This is a genomic window from Pseudomonas sp. C5pp (genome assembly GCF_000814065.1).
GTDB classification, from domain to species: domain Bacteria; phylum Pseudomonadota; class Gammaproteobacteria; order Pseudomonadales; family Pseudomonadaceae; genus Aquipseudomonas; species Aquipseudomonas asiatica.
This window is the reverse complement of the sequence record NZ_JWLN01000005.1, coordinates 51,440-68,772: the sequence shown is the minus strand read 5'-3', so window position 1 is coordinate 68,772 and position 17,333 is coordinate 51,440. Positions and strand designations below refer to the sequence as shown.

General features: G+C 59.6%; 19 protein-coding genes and 1 pseudogene. 8 read left to right on the top strand and 12 right to left on the bottom strand.

Features of this window, described 5'->3' with window-relative positions; translation table 11 throughout:
• Positions 1-5: 5 nt before the first annotated feature.
• The 6 genes from RR51_RS05670 to RR51_RS05645 all read left to right on the top strand — a co-directional run bounded on the left by RR51_RS05670 (position 6) and on the right by RR51_RS05645 (position 6,357).
• The gene (locus tag RR51_RS05670) at positions 6-1,271 is read left to right on the top strand and encodes an MFS transporter (RefSeq protein ID WP_039612867.1); all 1,266 of its coding nucleotides are present in this window, start codon (positions 6-8) and stop codon (positions 1,269-1,271) included.
• A gap of 216 nt (positions 1,272-1,487) precedes the next feature.
• Positions 1,488-1,979, top strand: coding sequence for a GNAT family N-acetyltransferase (locus RR51_RS05665; RefSeq protein ID WP_039612866.1), 492 nt, complete (start codon positions 1,488-1,490; stop codon positions 1,977-1,979).
• Positions 1,980-2,456: 477 nt separating this feature from the next.
• Positions 2,457-3,866, top strand: a complete 1,410-nt coding sequence (locus RR51_RS05660; RefSeq protein ID WP_015270106.1) for a circularly permuted type 2 ATP-grasp protein — start codon at positions 2,457-2,459, stop codon at positions 3,864-3,866.
• Positions 3,867-3,869: 3 nt separating this feature from the next.
• Positions 3,870-4,820, top strand: a complete 951-nt coding sequence (locus RR51_RS05655) for an alpha-E domain-containing protein (protein ID WP_015270105.1) — start codon at positions 3,870-3,872, stop codon at positions 4,818-4,820.
• Positions 4,817-5,596 (top strand): transglutaminase family protein, encoded by a 780-nt coding sequence (locus tag RR51_RS05650; RefSeq protein WP_039612865.1) that lies wholly within the window; start codon positions 4,817-4,819, stop codon positions 5,594-5,596. Before RR51_RS05655 ends, RR51_RS05650 begins: the two co-directional genes overlap by 4 nt.
• 41 nt (positions 5,597-5,637) lie before the next feature.
• The gene (locus RR51_RS05645; RefSeq protein WP_015270103.1) at positions 5,638-6,357 is read left to right on the top strand and encodes a proteasome-type protease; all 720 of its coding nucleotides are present in this window, start codon (positions 5,638-5,640) and stop codon (positions 6,355-6,357) included.
• A gap of 225 nt (positions 6,358-6,582) precedes the next feature.
• Here RR51_RS05645 and aroE read toward each other — a convergent pair whose 3' ends face one another.
• From aroE to RR51_RS05620, 5 genes are read right to left on the bottom strand one after another with little or no spacing between them, the layout of a single operon-like run.
• A complete protein-coding gene (gene aroE, locus RR51_RS05640) occupies positions 6,583-7,401 on the bottom strand; it encodes a shikimate dehydrogenase (protein ID WP_039612864.1) in 819 nt (272 codons plus the stop codon).
• Positions 7,398-8,630 (bottom strand): CaiB/BaiF CoA transferase family protein, encoded by a 1,233-nt coding sequence (locus tag RR51_RS05635; RefSeq protein WP_039612863.1) that lies wholly within the window; start codon positions 8,628-8,630, stop codon positions 7,398-7,400. Before RR51_RS05635 ends, aroE begins: the two co-directional genes overlap by 4 nt.
• Positions 8,627-9,082 (bottom strand): MaoC family dehydratase, encoded by a 456-nt coding sequence (locus RR51_RS05630; protein ID WP_003256790.1) that lies wholly within the window; start codon positions 9,080-9,082, stop codon positions 8,627-8,629. Before RR51_RS05630 ends, RR51_RS05635 begins: the two co-directional genes overlap by 4 nt.
• Complete coding sequence (locus tag RR51_RS05625; RefSeq protein ID WP_039612862.1) at positions 9,079-9,477, bottom strand: VOC family protein; 399 nt, start codon at positions 9,475-9,477, stop codon at positions 9,079-9,081. The genes RR51_RS05630 and RR51_RS05625 overlap by 4 nt, the downstream gene beginning before the upstream one ends.
• A complete protein-coding gene (locus RR51_RS05620) occupies positions 9,474-10,421 on the bottom strand; it encodes a ketopantoate reductase family protein (RefSeq protein WP_039612861.1) in 948 nt (315 codons plus the stop codon). The genes RR51_RS05625 and RR51_RS05620 overlap by 4 nt, the downstream gene beginning before the upstream one ends.
• 93 nt (positions 10,422-10,514) lie before the next feature.
• Here RR51_RS05620 and RR51_RS05615 point away from each other — a divergent pair, with 93 nt between their 5' ends.
• Positions 10,515-11,426 (top strand): LysR family transcriptional regulator, encoded by a 912-nt coding sequence (locus tag RR51_RS05615; protein WP_015270098.1) that lies wholly within the window; start codon positions 10,515-10,517, stop codon positions 11,424-11,426.
• Between the two features lie 59 nt (positions 11,427-11,485).
• On the opposite strand, the pseudogene RR51_RS05610 reads toward RR51_RS05615, so the two are convergent.
• The 5 genes and pseudogenes from RR51_RS05610 to RR51_RS05590 all read right to left on the bottom strand — a co-directional run.
• Positions 11,486-11,740 (bottom strand): annotated as a pseudogene (locus tag RR51_RS05610) (aldehyde dehydrogenase); the annotation flags it as partial.
• Positions 11,741-11,885: 145 nt separating this feature from the next.
• Entirely contained in the window at positions 11,886-12,773 is an 888-nt protein-coding gene (locus RR51_RS05605; protein ID WP_039612859.1) for a transporter substrate-binding domain-containing protein, read from the bottom strand.
• Positions 12,774-13,237: 464 nt separating this feature from the next.
• Entirely contained in the window at positions 13,238-13,495 is a 258-nt protein-coding gene (locus tag RR51_RS05600) for a DUF2790 domain-containing protein (RefSeq protein WP_039612858.1), read from the bottom strand.
• 110 nt (positions 13,496-13,605) lie between these two features.
• A complete protein-coding gene (gene cynS / locus RR51_RS05595) occupies positions 13,606-14,076 on the bottom strand; it encodes a cyanase (RefSeq protein WP_003256785.1) in 471 nt (156 codons plus the stop codon).
• 39 nt (positions 14,077-14,115) lie between these two features.
• On the bottom strand, positions 14,116-14,775 hold the full coding sequence (locus RR51_RS05590; protein WP_039612857.1) for a carbonic anhydrase: 660 nt from the start codon (positions 14,773-14,775) through the stop codon (positions 14,116-14,118).
• 110 nt (positions 14,776-14,885) lie between these two features.
• Between RR51_RS05590 and cynR the strand changes: the two genes are divergently transcribed.
• The gene (gene cynR / locus RR51_RS05585) at positions 14,886-15,773 is read left to right on the top strand and encodes a transcriptional regulator CynR (RefSeq protein ID WP_031324220.1); all 888 of its coding nucleotides are present in this window, start codon (positions 14,886-14,888) and stop codon (positions 15,771-15,773) included.
• 239 nt (positions 15,774-16,012) lie between these two features.
• On the opposite strand, the gene RR51_RS05580 is transcribed toward cynR, so the two are convergent.
• Together RR51_RS05580 and RR51_RS05575 are read right to left on the bottom strand one after the other, a co-directional pair.
• Positions 16,013-16,489, bottom strand: coding sequence for a nuclear transport factor 2 family protein (locus tag RR51_RS05580; RefSeq protein WP_039612856.1), 477 nt, complete (start codon positions 16,487-16,489; stop codon positions 16,013-16,015).
• Between the two features lie 348 nt (positions 16,490-16,837).
• Positions 16,838-17,314, bottom strand: a complete 477-nt coding sequence (locus tag RR51_RS05575) for a nuclear transport factor 2 family protein (protein ID WP_023660567.1) — start codon at positions 17,312-17,314, stop codon at positions 16,838-16,840.
• Positions 17,315-17,333: the final 19 nt, after the last annotated feature.

Here is a 17,333-nt window from a genome sequence, read left to right as displayed (position 1 = left end):
CAATAATGACAACTCAAAACAAGGCCAAATGGCTCAGATTCCTGATTCTCATCCTTGGTGGCGGCACCATTTACAAGCTGGCGAATCTCAAGGACGCCTTCTATGTCCCCATGCAGGAATTCATGGGCCTGAGCCACACTGAAATCGGCATGCTGTTGAGTGCCAACGCGATCATCGCGACTGCACTGTTCGTGGTTGGTGGCCTGCTCGCCGATCGCTACGACACGCGCAAACTGATCCCCCTCGGCCTGATCGGGACCGGGAGCCTGGGGTTGTACCTGGCGACCTTTCCGCCCTTCAGCAGTTTGCTGATCGTGTTCAGTCTGTTGGCCGTCTGTGCCGACTGCCTGTTCTGGCCATCGCTGCTCAAGGCCATCCGCAATCTGGGTGACGATCAGGAGCAAGGCCGGTTGTTCGGCCTGCTGGAAGGCGGGCGCGGCGTGGTTGATACGCTGGTGGCCTTTTCCGCACTGGGCGTGTTCGTCGCCATGGGCTCGGGGGAAGCCGGCCTGAAATCGGCGATCCTGTTCTACTCGGTCATCGACATTCTGGCTGGCACCCTGACCTGGGTCCTGCTCAAGGGCGGTAATGCGCAATCGGCCACCAAGCCGAAAAACGGTCTGGCAAACCTGATGGAGGCTATCAAGGTACCCGGTATCTGGTTGGTCAGCCTCAATGTGTTCATGGTCTACATCGTCTACTGCGGCCTGACCTATTTCATCCCCTACCTCAAGGAAATGTACGGGTTGCCAGTAGCGTTGGTAGGCGCCTACGGCATCATCAATCAATACTTCCTGAAAATCCTCGGCGGGCCTGCCGGCGGTTTCATTGCCGACAAGCAGTTCAAGAGCACCAGCCGTTATCTGAAGTGGGCATTTCTGGCGCTATTGCCGCTGATGGCCGTGATCATGCTGATTCCTAAAAGCCCGGGCTTCATCTATGCGGGGATGGCGGCCACCCTATCCTTCGCCCTGATTGTTTTCTCGATGCGCGGCGTGTTCTGGGCACCCATGGGCGAAGTCGGCATTCCCCAGCACATCACCGGCTCGGCCTTCGGCATCGGTTGCCTGATCGGCTATGCCCCCGGCATGTTTGCCTACGTCATCTATGGCGCGATCCTCGACCACTTTCCTGGTCAACAGGGCTACAACTATGTGTTCATTCTGATGAGCATGCTGGCCATTGCAGGCTTCATGGTGTCCAGCCTTCTCTATCAAGCGGTACGCAAAAAATCCGTGCTCTCTGGCGGGGCCGACGCGGTACAAGCCTGATCGTCGTCACGGACTACAGGAGGAGGATTCGTCCATCATGCCGACTCCTCCTCCGCCCACTCGACGAAATGCATTTTCATCCTGGGGCGACGCACCGGCTTCCTTGGCTGTATCCAGCAGGTTGTGCGCTCAGGCGTTGAGCCAAGCCATTGCAAGCAGGCCTGAAGATGCCATAGGCTGCCTTCTCTTGAATCGGCCACTTGCGATGGATAAACGATGATCGAGCTACAAGGATGTGGAGCGTTTGCAGGCCTGGAGTGTCAGCCAGTCGGGCCCGCTGACGCAGCAATGATCTGCTCGCATCGCCAGGAGATGTTTCTTGAGGCAGGTGGCGACCCTGAAAAACTGCAAGTCATGACTCAGCACTTTCGCCCATGGCTGGAAGAGCGGCTCGGTGACGGTCGGTATTACGGTTTCAAGCTCCTGGATGGCGACCAACCGGTTGCAGCCATTGGCCTGATGAGCATTGACTGGCCTCCCCATCCATCGCACCCAACCCTGGACAAACGTGGGTACGTGCTGAATGTGTTCGTCCAGCCGGCCTACCGCCGCCGCGGCCTGGCTTCGGCCTTGATGCAGGCTGCTGACGCCGAGTTCGCTCGCCGAGGCATCACCTTCGCTGTCCTGCATGCCACCGAGACGGGTAAACCGGTCTATGAGCAGACCGGCTGGACTGGAACGTCGGAAATGGCCAAATCCATTGATTGATAGTGACCGTTTTCGATCTGCAAGCGACGTCCAGAGTATTCTGCGTCGGTGACTGCGTCATAACCTGACACTCGGAACGAAACGCACTACTCCTTGCTTGCGCGGCCGGAGTGTCGCCTCGCCATGGACTCGCTCCAATTCGGAGCAAAAGCTGCAGCTCGGTGCATAACGCGCCTTTTTTTGAGGCGCGCCTGCCCCCCCTCCCGACGTTCCCGCACGGCTGCATGCGGCGCAGTCATCGAATTCAGCAATAAAACCCAAGAGTTTCAAGGTGTTACCGCCAGCCTGTTGCCAATCCAGAGCTGTGCCTGGCTTTCGGCACCTTCATTGCAATGGCCTCTTGCGTGCACAACGCACAGCAATTGATCGGATTCGAGGCTCACCGCAGACAAAACACCCACCGACCCGCAAGGCCGCACCCTGAAACACGTAGATGAACCGCAATGAAGCCGCCGGCAACGGTGGCAAGGAGTGGGTATGTCCCGGGCATTTTTCAATGAAATGTATGATACGAACGGAAGTTGCCGCCCGCATTACCAGGAGTTCGCCCGCTGGTTGGCAAACACCCCGCTGGAGTTGCTGGAGCAACGCCGACGCGAAGCTGACCTGCTGTTTCACCGCGCCGGTATCACCTTCACCTTGTACGGTGACAAAGAGGATACCGAGCGCCTGATCCCCTTTGACATCATCCCGCGCAGCATTCGCGCCAGCGAATGGCGCATGGTCGAGCGCGGCTGTATCCAGCGGGTTCAGGCGTTGAACCTGTTCCTGCAGGACATCTACCACGACCAGCGCATCCTCAAGGCCGGCATCATCCCGCCGGAACAAGTGCTGGCCAACGAAGGCTACCAGATCGCCATGCAGGGCCTGGGCCTGCACCGCGGGCTCTATGCCCATATCGCTGGCGTCGACCTGGTCCGTGACGGGGATGGCAGCTACTTCGTGCTGGAGGACAACCTGCGCACCCCCAGCGGGGTCAGCTACATGCTCGAAGACCGCAAGATGATGATGCGGCTGTTCCCCGAGCTGTTCGCCGCACAGCGTATCGCTCCCATCGACCACTACCCCAACCTGCTGCTGGACACGCTCAAGAGCGCAAGCCCACTGGACAACCCCACTGCCGTGTTGCTCACCCCTGGCCGCTTCAACAGTGCCTATTTCGAGCACGCCTTCCTGGCCCGGGAAATGGGCATCGAACTGGTCGAGGGTGCGGACCTGTTCATCCGTGACGAGCACGTCTACATGCGTACTACCGCTGGTCCAAAACAGGTGGATGTGATCTATCGCCGCCTGGACGACGACTACCTCGACCCACTGTCGTTCAACCCTGACTCGATGCTGGGCGTGCCGGGGCTGATTTCGGTGTACCGCGCTGGCAACGTGGTGCTGGCCAATGCGGTAGGCACCGGGGTGGCAGACGACAAGTCGATCTACCCCTATGTCGACGACATGATCCGCTTCTATCTGAGCGAAGAGCCGGTCCTGAACAACGTCCCGACCTGGCAGTGCCGCAGGCCTGCAGAGCTTTCCCATGTCCTGGCCCACCTGCCCGAGCTGGTGGTCAAGGAAACCCAGGGCTCCGGTGGCTACGGCATGTTGGTCGGGCCTGCGGCGACCAGCGCACAGATCGAGGACTTCCGCGCTCGCATCAAGGCCCGCCCGCACGCCTACATCGCTCAACCTACCCTGTGCCTTTCCACCTGCCCGACCTTCGTCGACAGCGGCATCGCGCCGCGCCACATCGACCTGCGCCCGTTCGTGCTGTCCGGCAGTGAAACCCGACTGGTGCCAGGCGGCCTTACCCGCGTGGCCCTTCAGGAAGGTTCGCTGGTGGTCAACTCGTCGCAAGGCGGCGGTACCAAGGACACCTGGGTGGTGGAGGACTGAACCATGCTTTCGAGAACTGCTTCCGACCTTTACTGGATGTCGCGCTACCTGGAGCGTGCAGAGAACCTTGCGCGCATGCTCGAGGTCAGTTATTCGCTGTCGCTGATGCCCCAGGCTGGCCGCAGCGACGGCCATGCCGAGCTGGCCATGTCACTGCTGGCATCCGGAACGCTGGACGACTACCGCCGCCGGCACACCGAGCTGGACACCGAGCGCATGCTGCACTTCTTCGCCCTCGATGCGACCAACCCCGGCAGCATCTATTGCTGCCTGCAGGCGGCCAGGACCAATGCCCACGCAGTACGTGGCCGCATCACTGCCGACATGTGGGAGAACATCAACGCTACCTGGATCGAGATGCGCAACATTGCCAGCAATGGCCTCGGCCGTTATGGCATCAGCCAGTTCTGCGACTGGGTCAAGGAACGCTCGCACCTGTTCCGCGGTGCTACTTCAGGCACCATCATGCGCAACGATGCTTACAGCTTCATCCGCCTGGGGACCTTCCTGGAGCGGGCTGACAACACCCTGCGCCTGCTCGATGCACGCTATGAAATGTTCGGGGAGGCCTCCGAGGAAGTCAGCGATGATTCTGCCCGCGGCTATTACCAATGGAGCGCCTTGCTGCGCGCGCTGACCTCCTACGAAGCCTTCAACGAACTGTATCGCGCCGCACCCAGTGCACGACCGGTGTCCGAGCTGCTATTGCTGCGGGTCGATGTGCCCCGCTCGCTGCATGCCTGCATCGAGGAGCTGGACCAGATCCTTGCCAGCCTGCCGGGCAGCACCGGGCGCGCCGCCCAGCGCATGGCCGCCGAACTCAATGCTCGCCTGCGCTATACCGCGATCGACGAAATACTCGAAGCAGGGTTGCACCCGTGGTTGAGCGACTTCATCGGGCGCATCAATCAACTGGGCCAGGCGGTCCACCACTCCTATCTGGAGGTCGTATGAAACTGTCCATTCGCCACGACACTACCTACAGCTATGCAAGCGATGTGTGCAACAGCATCCAGTTCCTGCGCCTGACGCCACGCAGCAGCGAGCGCCAGCGCATCACTGAATGGCAACTCGACCTGCCCTGCAAGGTCAACGGCCAGATCGACCCGTATGGCAACATCCTGCATGTATTGACCCTGGACAAACCCCATGGCCACCTGGCACTGACCGCCAGCGGCCAGGTAGAAATCGACCCGGATCGCGAGCAAGAGGCCGGCGACCATTCACCCCTGCCCTTCCTGCGCGGCAGCCACCTGACCCAGGCCGATGACACTCTCAAGGCCTTCGCCAGCCGACATTGTGGCGAGCACCGCGACCGGGCGGCGCTGATCGGGCTGATGCAAGGCCTGGCCGAGCACATGCCATACAGCCCCGGTGCCACATCGGTGGGCACCACTGCCATCGAAGCGTTCAGCGGCGCTGCCGGGGTGTGCCAGGACCATACCCACGCGTTCCTCGCCTGCGCGCGCAGCCTGGGTATTCCGGCACGCTATGTGTCTGGTTACCTATGTACCGAAGACGAGCAGCACCTGGCCAGCCATGCCTGGGCGGAAGCCTGGGTCGATGACGCCTGGTACAGCTTCGACATCACCAACCGCCTGACCCGGCCAGAACGCCACCTGAAGCTGGCAGTGGGCCTGGACTACCTCGATGCCTGCCCGGTCAGGGGCGTGCGCCGCGGGGGCGGCGCCGAATCGATGCAGGCCAGCGTACACGTGCACCGCCAATGACAGGTGCGGCATCCGTTCATGAAAAAAACAAGGGAAACAGAATGACCTATTGTGTCGCCATGCACCTGGCGGACGGGCTTGTCTTCATCAGCGACTCACGCACCAATGCGGGCATCGACCAGATCGCCAGCTTTGCCAAGCTGTTCGTGTTCGGCGTGCCGGGGGAGCGCCTGATCGTCCTGCAGACCGCTGGCAACCTGGCGACCTCGCAATCGGTGGTGAACCTGCTCCAGCAACGTACGAAGGGCCCCGGCCCCCACCTGTTGAACGTTGCGACGCTCTACGATGCAACGGTACTGGTCGCCGACACCTTGCGCGAGGTGGTCAGCCGTGATCGCAGTAAGCTGTCGGCCGGAATCGACCTGAGCAGTTCGTTCATCGTCGGCGGCCAGATTGCCGGCGGCCCCATGGGCATATACAACGTCTATGCGCAGGGCAATTTCTTCCAGGCCACGCCGGACACCCCGTTCCTGCAACTGGGCGAAAGCAAGTACGGGCGGCCGATTCTCGACCGCAACCTCGGCTACCATATGCCACTCGATGAAGCGTTGCGCTGCGGCCTGATCTCGTTCGACTCGACCATTCGCAGCAACCTGTCGGTGGGCATGCCGTTGGACCTGCTGGTGTATCAGAAGGACAGCCTGGAAACACCGAAACGCCAGCGTATCGCCAGCGACGATGTGTACTACGAGCAGATACGCAGGCAGTGGAGCGACGGGCTAAAAAGACTGTTGGCCGAACTGCCAGCACCGCCCTACTGATTGGCAGGGATCCCTGTGGGCTGCGCTGTCGCGTAGAGAACTCAATTCGAAAGCGACCGCGTACCCTGTGGGAGCGGCTTTAGCCGCGAAGAATCCAACGCGGTGCATGGCACCGGCTGCGCCGGTGTTCGCGGCTAAAGCCGCTCCCACAGGGGCCCTGCTGATTCAATAGGTTATGTGCAGTTCTATGTAGCAGGCTTGCCCGCTCCCACAGGGACCGTGATCCTACTTGAGGGGAATAGTCAGGCGATTGATGACGGCGCGGGTTTCTGGCCGTACCCCGCGCCACCAGGCGAAAGCCTCCGCCGCCTGCTCGACCAACATGCCGACACCGTCGGCCAGGCGCACCACCCCCTGCGCCTGGGCCATGCGCAGGAACGGCGTAAGGCCTTTGCCATACGCCAGCTCGTAAGCCAGCTGCGTCGCGCCCAGCACGCCTTCAGGCAGTGGCGGCAGCTCGCCGGTGAGGCTGGCAGAGGTGGCGTTGACCACGATGTCGAAGGACTGTCCCTCCAGCTCCTCATAACGGCTGATGCGCAGCCTTGGATGATCCAGTTCGTTGCGCAGGGCGAGCGCCTTGGCCATGTCACGGTTGGCAAGCACCAGCTCGCTCGGCCCCGCCTGCAGGAACGGCAGCAATGCACCGCGTACCGCGCCACCGGCGCCGAGCAACAGTACCCGTCGATTGACCAGCGGCTCACCGAGGTTTTCCTCGATATCCCGCAGCAAGCCGATGCCGTCGAAGTTTTCGGCAAAGATACGGCCATCCTCGAACTTCAACGCATTGGCCGCCCGCGCCAACTGTGCGCGCTCGCTGCGCTGGTCGGCCAGCTCGAAGGCTCGCAGCTTGAACGGCGCGGTGATGTTCATGCCCAACCCGCCATCACTGCGAAACTGCAGTACCTGAGCCTCGAAGCCCTCGAGCTCGCCCTCCAGCGCGCCATACTCCAGGCACTGGCCGGCAACCTGGGCGAACAGGCCATGAATCAACGGGGACTTGGTGTGGTTGATCGGCCGGCCGATCACTGCATAGCGGTCGCTCATCGTGCATCTCCGTGGGTGAACAGCACACCGTCTGCCTGCATGGCGGTGATTTCTTCAGGGGTGAAACCTAGGCCGGCGGCCACTTCGGCATTGTGCTGACCGAGGTCCGGGGCCACCTGGTGGATCGTGGTGTCGCAGTCGGAAAAGCGGAACGGCAGGTTGGGCAGGCGCAAGGTACCGTAGCGCGGGTGCTGCTGCTCGATGACCATGTTGCGCGCCTTAATCTGCGGGTCGGCCACCACCTCGTCAATGCGCTGCACCTTGGCGCTGGGGATGTCGATGTCATCGAGCAACTGCAGGATATCCGCCACCTGGCGCGCGCCGACCCAGTCGCGAACCACGGCCAGAATCGCCTGGCGATGGGCGTTGCGGCCATTGAGGCTGTGGTAGCGGCTGTCGCTGCCGAACCCGGCCGGGCCACCGTTGGCTTCCAGCATCGCGGCAAAGCGCTGCCAGGCATCGTCGACCTGGGCGGCGATTACCAGGTCGCCATCGGCCGCACGAAACACGCCGTACAGGGTGGAGGTGGGCATGTCATGGCCGGTCTGCTCGGGCAGGACGGTGCCATCGGACAAGGTGTAGCACTGCACCGCATATTCATGCATGGACACCAGCGTGTCGTACAGGGCCATGTCGATGTGCTGGCCGCGACCACTGTTCACCCGGCCCAGCAATGCCGCATTGATCGCCGCCACGGCATGAATGCCGGTGTACATGTCGCCAAGGGAAATGCGCAGCAACGGCGGCGCTTCGCCCGGCACGCCGACCATCTGCATGATCCCGCTCTTGGCCTCGGCGATCAGCCCGAAACCGGCGCGGTGGGCATCCGGCCCGGTATGGCCATAGGCGGAGATGGAGCAGTACACCAGACGCGGGTTGCGCGCCGACAGCTCGGCATAGCCCAGGCCAAGCTTGTCCAGGGCGCCGGGGCGATAGTTTTCGATGAACACATCGGCCGAGTCGGTCAGGCGTTGCATGAACGCTTTGCCACGCGGGTCCTTCATGTTCACGCTGACGCCCTGCTTGCCCATGTTCAGCTGCAGGAAGTAACCGCTCTGCTGCTCATCAAGGGTAAATGCATGCTGGCGCCCGGCATCGCCGTTGCCCGGCCGTTCGACCTTGATCACCTCGGCGCCGAGTGCTGCCAGGCAGCGGCCCACATAGGGCCCGGCGAGGAAGTGGCTGTAGTCGATGACGCGGATACCTGCCAATGGCAATGCCTGGCTCATGCCTGCACCCTCCGGGGCACCATCAGCCGGTGCTCGCCACGCTGCACGACTTCGCCGTGCTGGTTGATCAGCTCCGACGGCAAGACCACGATACCCCAGCCCGGTCGGCTGTTGCTCGGGCGCATCGCCCCCACGCGCATGCGCACGTGCAGCACATCGTCGACCTTGATCGGCAGCACGAAGTCCCAGGTCCAGCCCAGCGACATGCCCGGTACAAAGCGGTATTCGCACTGGGTCTTCAGGCCGTCGGCGATCGACAGGCCGAACAGGCCGTGGGCAACCAGGCAGCCGAAATGACTGGCGTTGGCGTAGGCCTCGTCGACATGCACCGGGGTGTGGTCGCCGGTGAGGTCTGCGTAAGCCAGGATACGTTCGCGGGTCACCGTGTAGGTGGGGCTGATGCATTCATCGCCTTCGCGGGCATCGTCCCAGTATCTTTCCACTACGCTCATGCCACCACCTCTGCACGTGGGTCGATGGCCAGTGCCTGGGCGACGCATTTCGCCGGCGATGCCTGAATGAACTCGACCGCAAGGCCGTCAGGCAGGCGCAGCCAGTTGCGGCCCTGGGGCATTTCGCTCACGCTGAAACGCTGTGCGGCGGCCAGGGTAGCTTCGAGGTCTTCGCACATGATGCCCAGGTGCGCCATGCGCCCTTCCGGGCCGGCAAATTCCGGTTGGTGGATGAACTGCAGGCCACCAAGGGTCCAGTACTGTGCAGGCTGCTCGACGTCACCCTGTATTTCACGCATGGTCATGCCACACACCTCGCTGAAAAAGCGGATGTGCCACTGGATGTCGCGCACCCAGAACGCAACGTGTTCAAGGTAGGCTTTCGGCTGGCTCATGGATTACTCCCCTTCTGCTGATCGGCCATGGCGCGTTCGATGCCCTTGATGCAGGCCACCAGGGTCGCGTTGACCGGCGTGGCCACGCCATGGCGCTGGCCCCAGCGCACGACGGAGCCATTGATGAAATCGATCTCGGTGACCGAACCCTTTTCCAGGCTCTGCAGCATCGAGGTACGGAAGCTTGCCGGCAGGCCTTCGGCGGCCAGCCGCCATGCAGAATCCGGGCTGGTGAGGCTCAGGCGGATGCCTGCTCGTTCAGCGACGGCAATGGCTTCAGCCACCGCTGCCTTGGCGGTGCTTTCCAGCAGCGGCTCGCTGTACAACTGGCCATAACCGAGCCTGGTGATGCCGCTGAGCGCGCCTGTCGCGACGTTGACCAGCAGCTTGTCCCACATGGTGCCGAGAATGTTGTCACTGACCGTGGTGGCGAGCCCGGCACCATTGAAGACCTCGGCGATGGCCTGCACACGCAGCGTCCTTTGGCCGTCGAGCTCGCCGATGAAAGTCTGCTTGCCCGCAACACCGGCGCGGATCGAACCCGGCGCCAGCAGCACGCCACCGACGTAGGTCTTGCCAGCCAGCACCCGCTCACGGCCCACGGCCTCGGCCAGGATGTCTTCATGGCCAAGACCGTTCTGCAGTGACAGCACCAGCGTCTGCGGCCCGATCAGCGCCTTGGCCCCGGCAATCGCCTCGCCGGTGTGGAATGACTTGACCAGCACCACCACCAGGTCGGCCACGCCCACGGTTGCCGCGTCACAGGCTGCCTTCACCCGGACCTGCCGCTCGCCGCGTTCGTCCTGCACCCGCAGCCCGTGCAGGTTCATCGCATCGACATGTGCATGGCCACGGTTCAACAGCCAGGTTTCGTGCCCCGCTTCGCTCAAGGCCGCACCAATGGCACAACCCAAGGCGCCGGCGCCCAGAATGCAGATTTTCAAATCGCTGACCTCCTGTGGTTTGCGACTACCTTATGCAGCGAGCCTTATTTCGGCTATACAATGGACTCAATACACTTATTGGATTTCGCAATAATGAGTGCGCTCGACGCTTTGCCCGACCCCAAGCTGCTGCAACTGTTCGATGTGCTGTACCAATGCCGCAGCGTCACCCGCAGTGCTGAACAGCTCGGCCAGAGCCAACCTACCGTGAGCATCTGGTTGGGGCGCTTGCGTGAAGAGTTGAACGACCCACTGTTCGTGCGTACGCCAGGCGGCATGGCGCCAACCCCGCGGGCAGACCAGCTGATCGGGCCATGCCGCGAGGTGCTGGAATCGCTGCGGCGCCTGACTACCTGGGAGCCGCAGTTCGTTCCGGCCACGGCGCAGCGGCGCTTTCGCCTGTGCGTCAGTGATGCCAGCCATATCACCCTGCTGCCCAGCATCCTCAACCACCTGCGCACCCACGCGCCGGGTATTCGCCTGGAAGCTGCACGCATCGATGGCAATACCGAGAGCGCGCTGGAGTCGGGCGAGGCGGACCTGGCCATCGGCTTCGTGCCCTGGCTGGGTGCGGGGATGTATCAGCAAGTGTTGTTCGAGCAGGACTGGGTCTGCCTGAGCAACCCGCTACACCCGCGTTTGAGCAACGGCATGAGCGTGGCGGGCTACCAGGCCGAGGGGCATGTACAAATCAGTGCCGGGACCGGGCAGAAGTTGCTGGAGGCTGGCCTGGCGCGGGCCGGCATCGAACGCAGGATCATGCTGGAGCTGCCGGCGTTTCTGGGGTTGGGGATGATTGTCGGGTCGACCGACCTGGTGGCTACGTTGCCACGGCACATCGGCCAGACACTCGCCGACATGCATGGTTTGCACGTGCACGATTGCCCGTTTGCAGTGGAAGGTTTCACGGTCAAGCAGCACTGGCACGCACGGTACCAGCAAGACAGCGGGAATCGCTGGATCAGGGAGGTGGTGCGGGGCTTGTTTCAAACAGGGGCCGGTTAGCACACACGGCGAATCCTTCGCTCGCCGAGCTTCCTTCCCTGGAAGCATCGGTGTACGGATCAAGCAGCAGGCTTGAGCACCACCTTCGTCCAGCCATCATCCCGCGCATCAAAATGCTTGTAGGCGTCGGGGGCTTCAGCAAGGGTCAAGCGATGGGAAATTATCTGGGAAGGCTTGGCACGCCCGTGATGAATGAGCTGCGCCAGGCGGCGATTGCAGGCCTTCACGTTTGCCTGGCCTGTGCGGATGAATTGGCCTTTGAACCAGAGCGCTCCGAAATCGAAGGCCATCTTGCCCTGCTTCGCCAGGTCGTTCGCAGTTCAACGGGCATAGCGTGCCGCCTATCTGCCGGGTCGAAGGCGATGGGGCGCGAAGCGGCCGTCAGCCGAGGTCGGCTAGCGGCCAATTCCGGACCTTGGTGCTTTCGCTTCAAAGAAGACGTTCGCAACCACTCAAACTTTACAGCGCTGGTTTGTCACTCCGCGCCTCGAGATTGGCTTTGAGCTGTTCGCTCATCGGCATGTTCAAATTCATCCCTTTTGGAGGAATCGGTGATTGAAACCACTTGGTGTATAGCCTTGCGAATTCACCCGACTTCATGAGACGGGTTATGGTGCCATCGACCAATTCCTTGAATTCAGGATCATCTTTTCGAAGCATGCAGCCATAGGGTTCTACTTGCAGCGCATCACCCACGACTTCGAGCGAGCCGGGATTTTTGGAGTTCGCCATGAGGCCAAACAGGAGGACATCGTCCAGGGCAAGCGCCACGGCACGATCATTCTCAACCAGCGCCAAGGAGTCATCATAGTCTTTGCCCAAGACGACCTGTACGTCTAGATTGTGGTCGGCACTGTATTGACGGAGGACCTTCTCGTTCGTGCTACCGGCGGTGCTGGCAACAGTCTTCCTTGCAAGATCGGCGTAGCTCTTTATGCCGGAGGTCTTCTTCGTTAATAGGCGTGTGCCGGTGTAGAAATGGCTGATTGCAAAAGCCACGTCCTTCCCACGCACGGCGTTGTTAGTGGTGGAACCGCACTCCAGATCGTATGTGCCGTTGACCAGTAACGGAATGCGGGTTTGCGAAGACACAGGAATGTAAACCACTTCCAAGTTCGGCTTCTTGAGCTTTCTACGCACATCAGCAACGATGGCATCGGTCAAATCGACGGAGAAACCGACCGCTTTGCCGGGACTAATCAAGTAGCTGAAAGGTACCGACGCCTCCCGGTAAGACACGGTGATTTTGTTACTATCGGCAACCTTTTCAAGGGTCTGCGCGTTGGCATGAAATGCGATGGCAGAAGCGGCCAGGATTGTCGCTGCCACGAAATATGAGGTTTTCATAGGGCTCCCTTGAAAGCATGAAAAAGACAAAAACTCATCAAAAACACACTGACACACGTGAAGGTGAGCGCAAATTTCCGGCGTGGCGAGGAAAGGTCTTGGTAATAAAAAAAGTACACGCATGGAGGGTAAATACTTTGCGCCAGATCAAAAACTGATCATCCTGCGACATCGCGCGAATACCATCGGGATGTTCGCTGCGACGTATCGATCAGCATGGACGCCGAGCGAGGGTTCCGCGTAGCAGTTTGCAAGGCCAGTGCTCCCCATGAGCAATGTCGCGTACGCGAAGCTTGGTCAGATTGCAGGCTCGTAGCTTGCTTGGGCGGATCTCCATCTGTCGAAAGCCAGAGAGCCCACAGCGATCTTCGGAGTGGGCTCCCTTCCATGCAGAATATCAAGCTTCGATCGCAGCGCCCCTAATGCCCAGGAGCTCACTGTCAGGCGGGGGTATGGACGGCGCATCAGTTGTCAGAACACCCATTCCCCACAATGCGGTACTCCATGATATGCCGTTCGCCTTTGGAGTCGTCGTAAGTCAGTTGCATCGGCACAACATCGCAGACATTGGGCACCGGCGTAACAGCCACAACGTGCGCGATATCCAGGTTCTGGGAGTAGCGATAGGGTTCAACCGTAATTTGTGCAGTTTGATTACCTTGGTCATCGGCCATAGCAACAGAACCAAGGCAGCCTAGGAACAAAACGAGTAACAGTTTCATGGTAATCACCTGTACTGAGGGCGTAAGAAGGCCTGAGCATCCAATCGGCGCTCGGTCGTCATAAACGATTGGGTGTGGCCCGGCGCAGTCAGGCGCCGGGCTGAGCTACATCAGAAGGGCTTGGTAGGCAGGTACTTGCCGTCCAGAGTGATCACAGCGCGATGGCCACCGTCCGGATCTTCGACCTTCTTGATGTCCAGCTTGAAATTGATGGCACTGATGATGCCGTCGCCGAACTTCTCGTGGACCAGAGCTTTGAGGGTGGTTCCATACACCGAGATCATTTCGTAAAAGCGGTAGATGGTAGGGTCGCTCGGCACTCCGTCGAAGAAGCTGCCGCGGATCGGCATCGATTGCAGCAGTGCAACTTGATCAGCATCGAGGTCGAGCTTATCGCCTACGACCTTCGCGGCGCTTTCAGGCAGCGGATGTTGGCCAAGCAAGGCAGCGGTGACAAAGGCCTCGGACAGGCCGGTACCGTCAACGATCTGCGCAAAGGACAGGTCCTTGCGAGCCTTGGCCAGAATGATAACTTCGGTCAGTTCCTGGCGGGCGGTGCGGGTGGCTTGAGTCTGGATCATGGTGAATCTCCTGGGTAAGTAAAGGTGCAGGTACAGGTTTCAGGCGACGTGCCTGGCTTGCTGGGAAACGGCGTGGACTTCCGGGTTTTCCGCGAGAGACACGAAGGTGCCGGTACTGCCATCAAAGGCGTCGATACGTCCGGTCTCGATGTCATAGATCCAGCCATGCAGGGTCACGCGGCCTTCTTCGAGAGCCAGGCGAACGGATGGGTGGGTCTGTATGTTGGCCAGTTGCGCGATCACGTTCTCGCGCACCATGGAGGCGACTTTGCTGCGGTTATCCACGTGATGACGGGCCTCATTAACTACCTTGGCCGAGTCGGCGTACCGCAACCAGCCGGCCACAGCGGGCATGTGATCCAGACATTTGCAGGTGGCGATGGCGGTCATCGCGCCGCAGTCGGAGTGGCCGCAGATCACGATGTCTGCAACGTTGAGTCCGGCGACCGCGTATTCGACCGAAGCCGAAACGCCACCCGGCTCTGGCCCATAAGACGGCACGATATTGCCGGCGTTGCGGATTACAAACAGATCGCCTGGCTCGCGTTGGGTGACCAATTCAGGCACCAGCCGGCTATCAGAGCAGGAGATGAAGAGAGCCTTCGGCGCCTGCTGATTGGCAAGGTCCTTGAACAGTTTGACCCGCTCAGGAAAAGCGTTTTTTTGAAACTTCAGAAATCCGTCAATGATCGCTTTCATGGTTGCTGTCTCAATGTCGCTGGGTGTGAGACAAAGATTAAGCAGTGCATGACATAAGGTAAAAGTCTCATTTATTATAAGTAGGATTCGATTATCTTATGGGCTTAGACATGCTCGCTCGACATATCCAGTACTTTCTAGCCGTTGCGGAGCACCTCAGTTTCACGAAAGCTGCAGCGGCGCTGCATGTCTCTCAGCCGGCCCTTTCGCAGCAAGTAAGGCACTTGGAAGAGAGCCTGGGAGCCCAGTTGTTTGACCGATCAGGCCGCACGACGCGTTTGACTGACGCGGGGGATGTCTATCTTCTCTATGCGCGCCGTGCGCATCAGGAATTGCAGGAAGCCAAAAGGGCTATACATGATGTCAGCGACCTCAGCCGTGGCTCATTGCGTGTTGCCGTAACGCCGACGTTTACGAGCTATCTGGTGGGGCCACTCATCGAGGCATTTCACCTCAGATACCCCAAGATCACCGTCAACCTGAAAGAGATCTCCCAGGAACGGATCGAGGAGCTGCTGTTGGCGGGAGAGTTGGACGTAGGGATCGCATTCGATGAAATACATTCATCGGACATCGAAGCCATCCCCTTGCTGAACGAAACGCTCGCTTTGGTTATGAACCGCAGACACCGCCTGGCCGAGGAACGCTCCATTACCTCGCACGGCCTGAGTGCTGAGTCTTTAGTCTTGCTCAGCACAGAGTTTGCCACTCGCGAGCAAATCGACCGCTACTGCCGCAAATATGAGATTAACCCTAAGGTGCAGATGGAGGCCAATGCCCTAGGCGCAGTGATCGAGATCGTTCGCCGAACGAATCTTTCGACCTTATTGCCTGCCAGAATTGCGTTGGCCCATGACGACCTGGTGGCCATCACGTTGGAGCCGGAGCGCTTGGAGCGACGAGCCGTTCTAATGCGACGCAAAGACGCCTTTCTGAGCGCGGCGGTGCGCGTCTTCCTCGAGCTGGCTAAAGAAGTATCCAGCGATCTTGATCAGTGAGGTTTTGCGTGACCGCAGGATGCGCGTGTGCAACAGGGCCCAAGGTAGAGGAAAAGTGCAACGATGACGCTTTGCCTGACCGACGAAGCGGAGACTGGAAGGATAGGAAAGCCCTCTATTGGCTTTCTAGCCGCCGACGGCGCACTGATGTGTATCACAAACCGCAATAGGGATGACGAATCGCTTCTGAACGAAAAAAACCTGATCCTTTAAGACAAAAGGATCAGGTTGACGGTGACTTACAGGCCGAGCTCGGTCAGACCTGGGTGGTCATCCGGACGGCGACCCAGTGGCCAGTGAAACTTACGCTCGCTTTCCTTGATAGGCATGTCGTTTATGCAGGCGAAGCGACGATGCATCAGGCCATCAGCTTCAAATTCCCAGTTCTCGTTGCCGTAGGAGCGGAACCAGTTACCGGAATCATCATGCCATTCGTATGCGTAACGAACGGCGATACGGTTATCGGTAAAGGCCCAGAGCTCTTTGATCAGGCGATAATCCAGCTCTTTTTTCCACTTGCGGGTAAGGAACCCTTTAGCTTCTTCGCGGTTGGTAGCAAACTCAGCGCGGTTACGCCATTTGGTATCCAGCGTATAGGCGAGCGAAACTTTCTCCGCGTCGCGGCTGTTCCAACCATCTTCTGCCAGTCGGACTTTTTCAATCGCCGTTTCGCGAGTGAAAGGAGGAAGTGGTGGGCGAGTGTGGATATTGGACATGGTGGTGCCTCCAGATTAATTGGATAATTGAGTAAACCAGTGCCAGTGGATCGCGGGCCTATAGCAAGGCCGCTTGAATTATCAATTTGTGAAAGTTGAATCGCGTTGCTAACGACAGCATTAAATTAAACTCTATTGCCGCGCCTTGATGGAGGCGATTGCAATTAATAGAGATGCTATAGGTGCAGGCGCACGCATCCTCGAAACTATGTTTCCGTGGAATATCATAAGAACTATGCTTATGCTAAAAGCGTTCGTACTCTACCTGCAGTGTAGGCAATCGAATTTAAATTTCGTTCTGCCTAGCCGAGCACCCTGAGTTTGAAAGAACTTACAGTGGTGCCGGAGTTACAGCCCCAACTCAGTCAGCCCGGGATGATCATCTGGGCGGCGGCCCAGCGGCCAGTGGAACTTGCGCTCGCTTTCCTTGATAGGCATGTCGTTTATGCAGGCGAAGCGACGGTGCATCAGACCATCAGCTTCAAATTCCCAGTTCTCGTTACCGTAGGAGCGGAACCAGTTACCGGAATCATCATGCCACTCGTAAGCGTAACGGACAGCGATGCGATTATCGGTGAACGCCCAGAGCTCTTTGATCAGGCGATAATCCAGCTCTTTTTTCCACTTGCGGGTAAGGAACCCTTTAGCTTCTTCGCGGTTGGTAGCAAACTCAGCGCGGTTACGCCATTTGGTATCCAGCGTGTAGGCAAGTGAGACTTTTTCCGCGTCGCGGCTGTTCCAGCCATCTTCAGCAAGTCGAACTTTTTCAATCGCTGTTTCGCGAGTGAAAGGAGGAAGTGGCGGGCGAGTTTGGGCATTGGACATGGTAGTGACTCCAGCCTAG

Coding starts and splice junctions, on each gene's coding strand:
- RR51_RS05650 (WP_039612865.1), top strand. CDS start 4,817: ATGAAACTGTCCATTCGCCACGACACTACCTACAGCTATGCAAGCGAT.
- cynS (WP_003256785.1), bottom strand. CDS start 14,076: ATGATCCAGACTCAAGCCACCCGCACCGCCCGCCAGGAACTGACCGAA.
- RR51_RS05600 (WP_039612858.1), bottom strand. CDS start 13,495: ATGAAACTGTTACTCGTTTTGTTCCTAGGCTGCCTTGGTTCTGTTGCT.
- RR51_RS05615 (WP_015270098.1), top strand. CDS start 10,515: ATGAGTGCGCTCGACGCTTTGCCCGACCCCAAGCTGCTGCAACTGTTC.
- RR51_RS05665 (WP_039612866.1), top strand. CDS start 1,488: ATGATCGAGCTACAAGGATGTGGAGCGTTTGCAGGCCTGGAGTGTCAG.
- RR51_RS05645 (WP_015270103.1), top strand. CDS start 5,638: ATGACCTATTGTGTCGCCATGCACCTGGCGGACGGGCTTGTCTTCATC.
- RR51_RS05580 (WP_039612856.1), bottom strand. CDS start 16,489: ATGTCCAATATCCACACTCGCCCACCACTTCCTCCTTTCACTCGCGAA.
- RR51_RS05635 (WP_039612863.1), bottom strand. CDS start 8,630: ATGAGCCAGGCATTGCCATTGGCAGGTATCCGCGTCATCGACTACAGC.
- RR51_RS05590 (WP_039612857.1), bottom strand. CDS start 14,775: ATGAAAGCGATCATTGACGGATTTCTGAAGTTTCAAAAAAACGCTTTT.
- RR51_RS05660 (WP_015270106.1), top strand. CDS start 2,457: ATGTCCCGGGCATTTTTCAATGAAATGTATGATACGAACGGAAGTTGC.
- RR51_RS05575 (WP_023660567.1), bottom strand. CDS start 17,314: ATGTCCAATGCCCAAACTCGCCCGCCACTTCCTCCTTTCACTCGCGAA.
- aroE (WP_039612864.1), bottom strand. CDS start 7,401: ATGAGCGACCGCTATGCAGTGATCGGCCGGCCGATCAACCACACCAAG.
- RR51_RS05670 (WP_039612867.1), top strand. CDS start 6: ATGACAACTCAAAACAAGGCCAAATGGCTCAGATTCCTGATTCTCATC.
- RR51_RS05605 (WP_039612859.1), bottom strand. CDS start 12,773: ATGAAAACCTCATATTTCGTGGCAGCGACAATCCTGGCCGCTTCTGCC.
- RR51_RS05625 (WP_039612862.1), bottom strand. CDS start 9,477: ATGAGCCAGCCGAAAGCCTACCTTGAACACGTTGCGTTCTGGGTGCGC.
- RR51_RS05630 (WP_003256790.1), bottom strand. CDS start 9,082: ATGAGCGTAGTGGAAAGATACTGGGACGATGCCCGCGAAGGCGATGAA.
- cynR (WP_031324220.1), top strand. CDS start 14,886: ATGCTCGCTCGACATATCCAGTACTTTCTAGCCGTTGCGGAGCACCTC.
- RR51_RS05655 (WP_015270105.1), top strand. CDS start 3,870: ATGCTTTCGAGAACTGCTTCCGACCTTTACTGGATGTCGCGCTACCTG.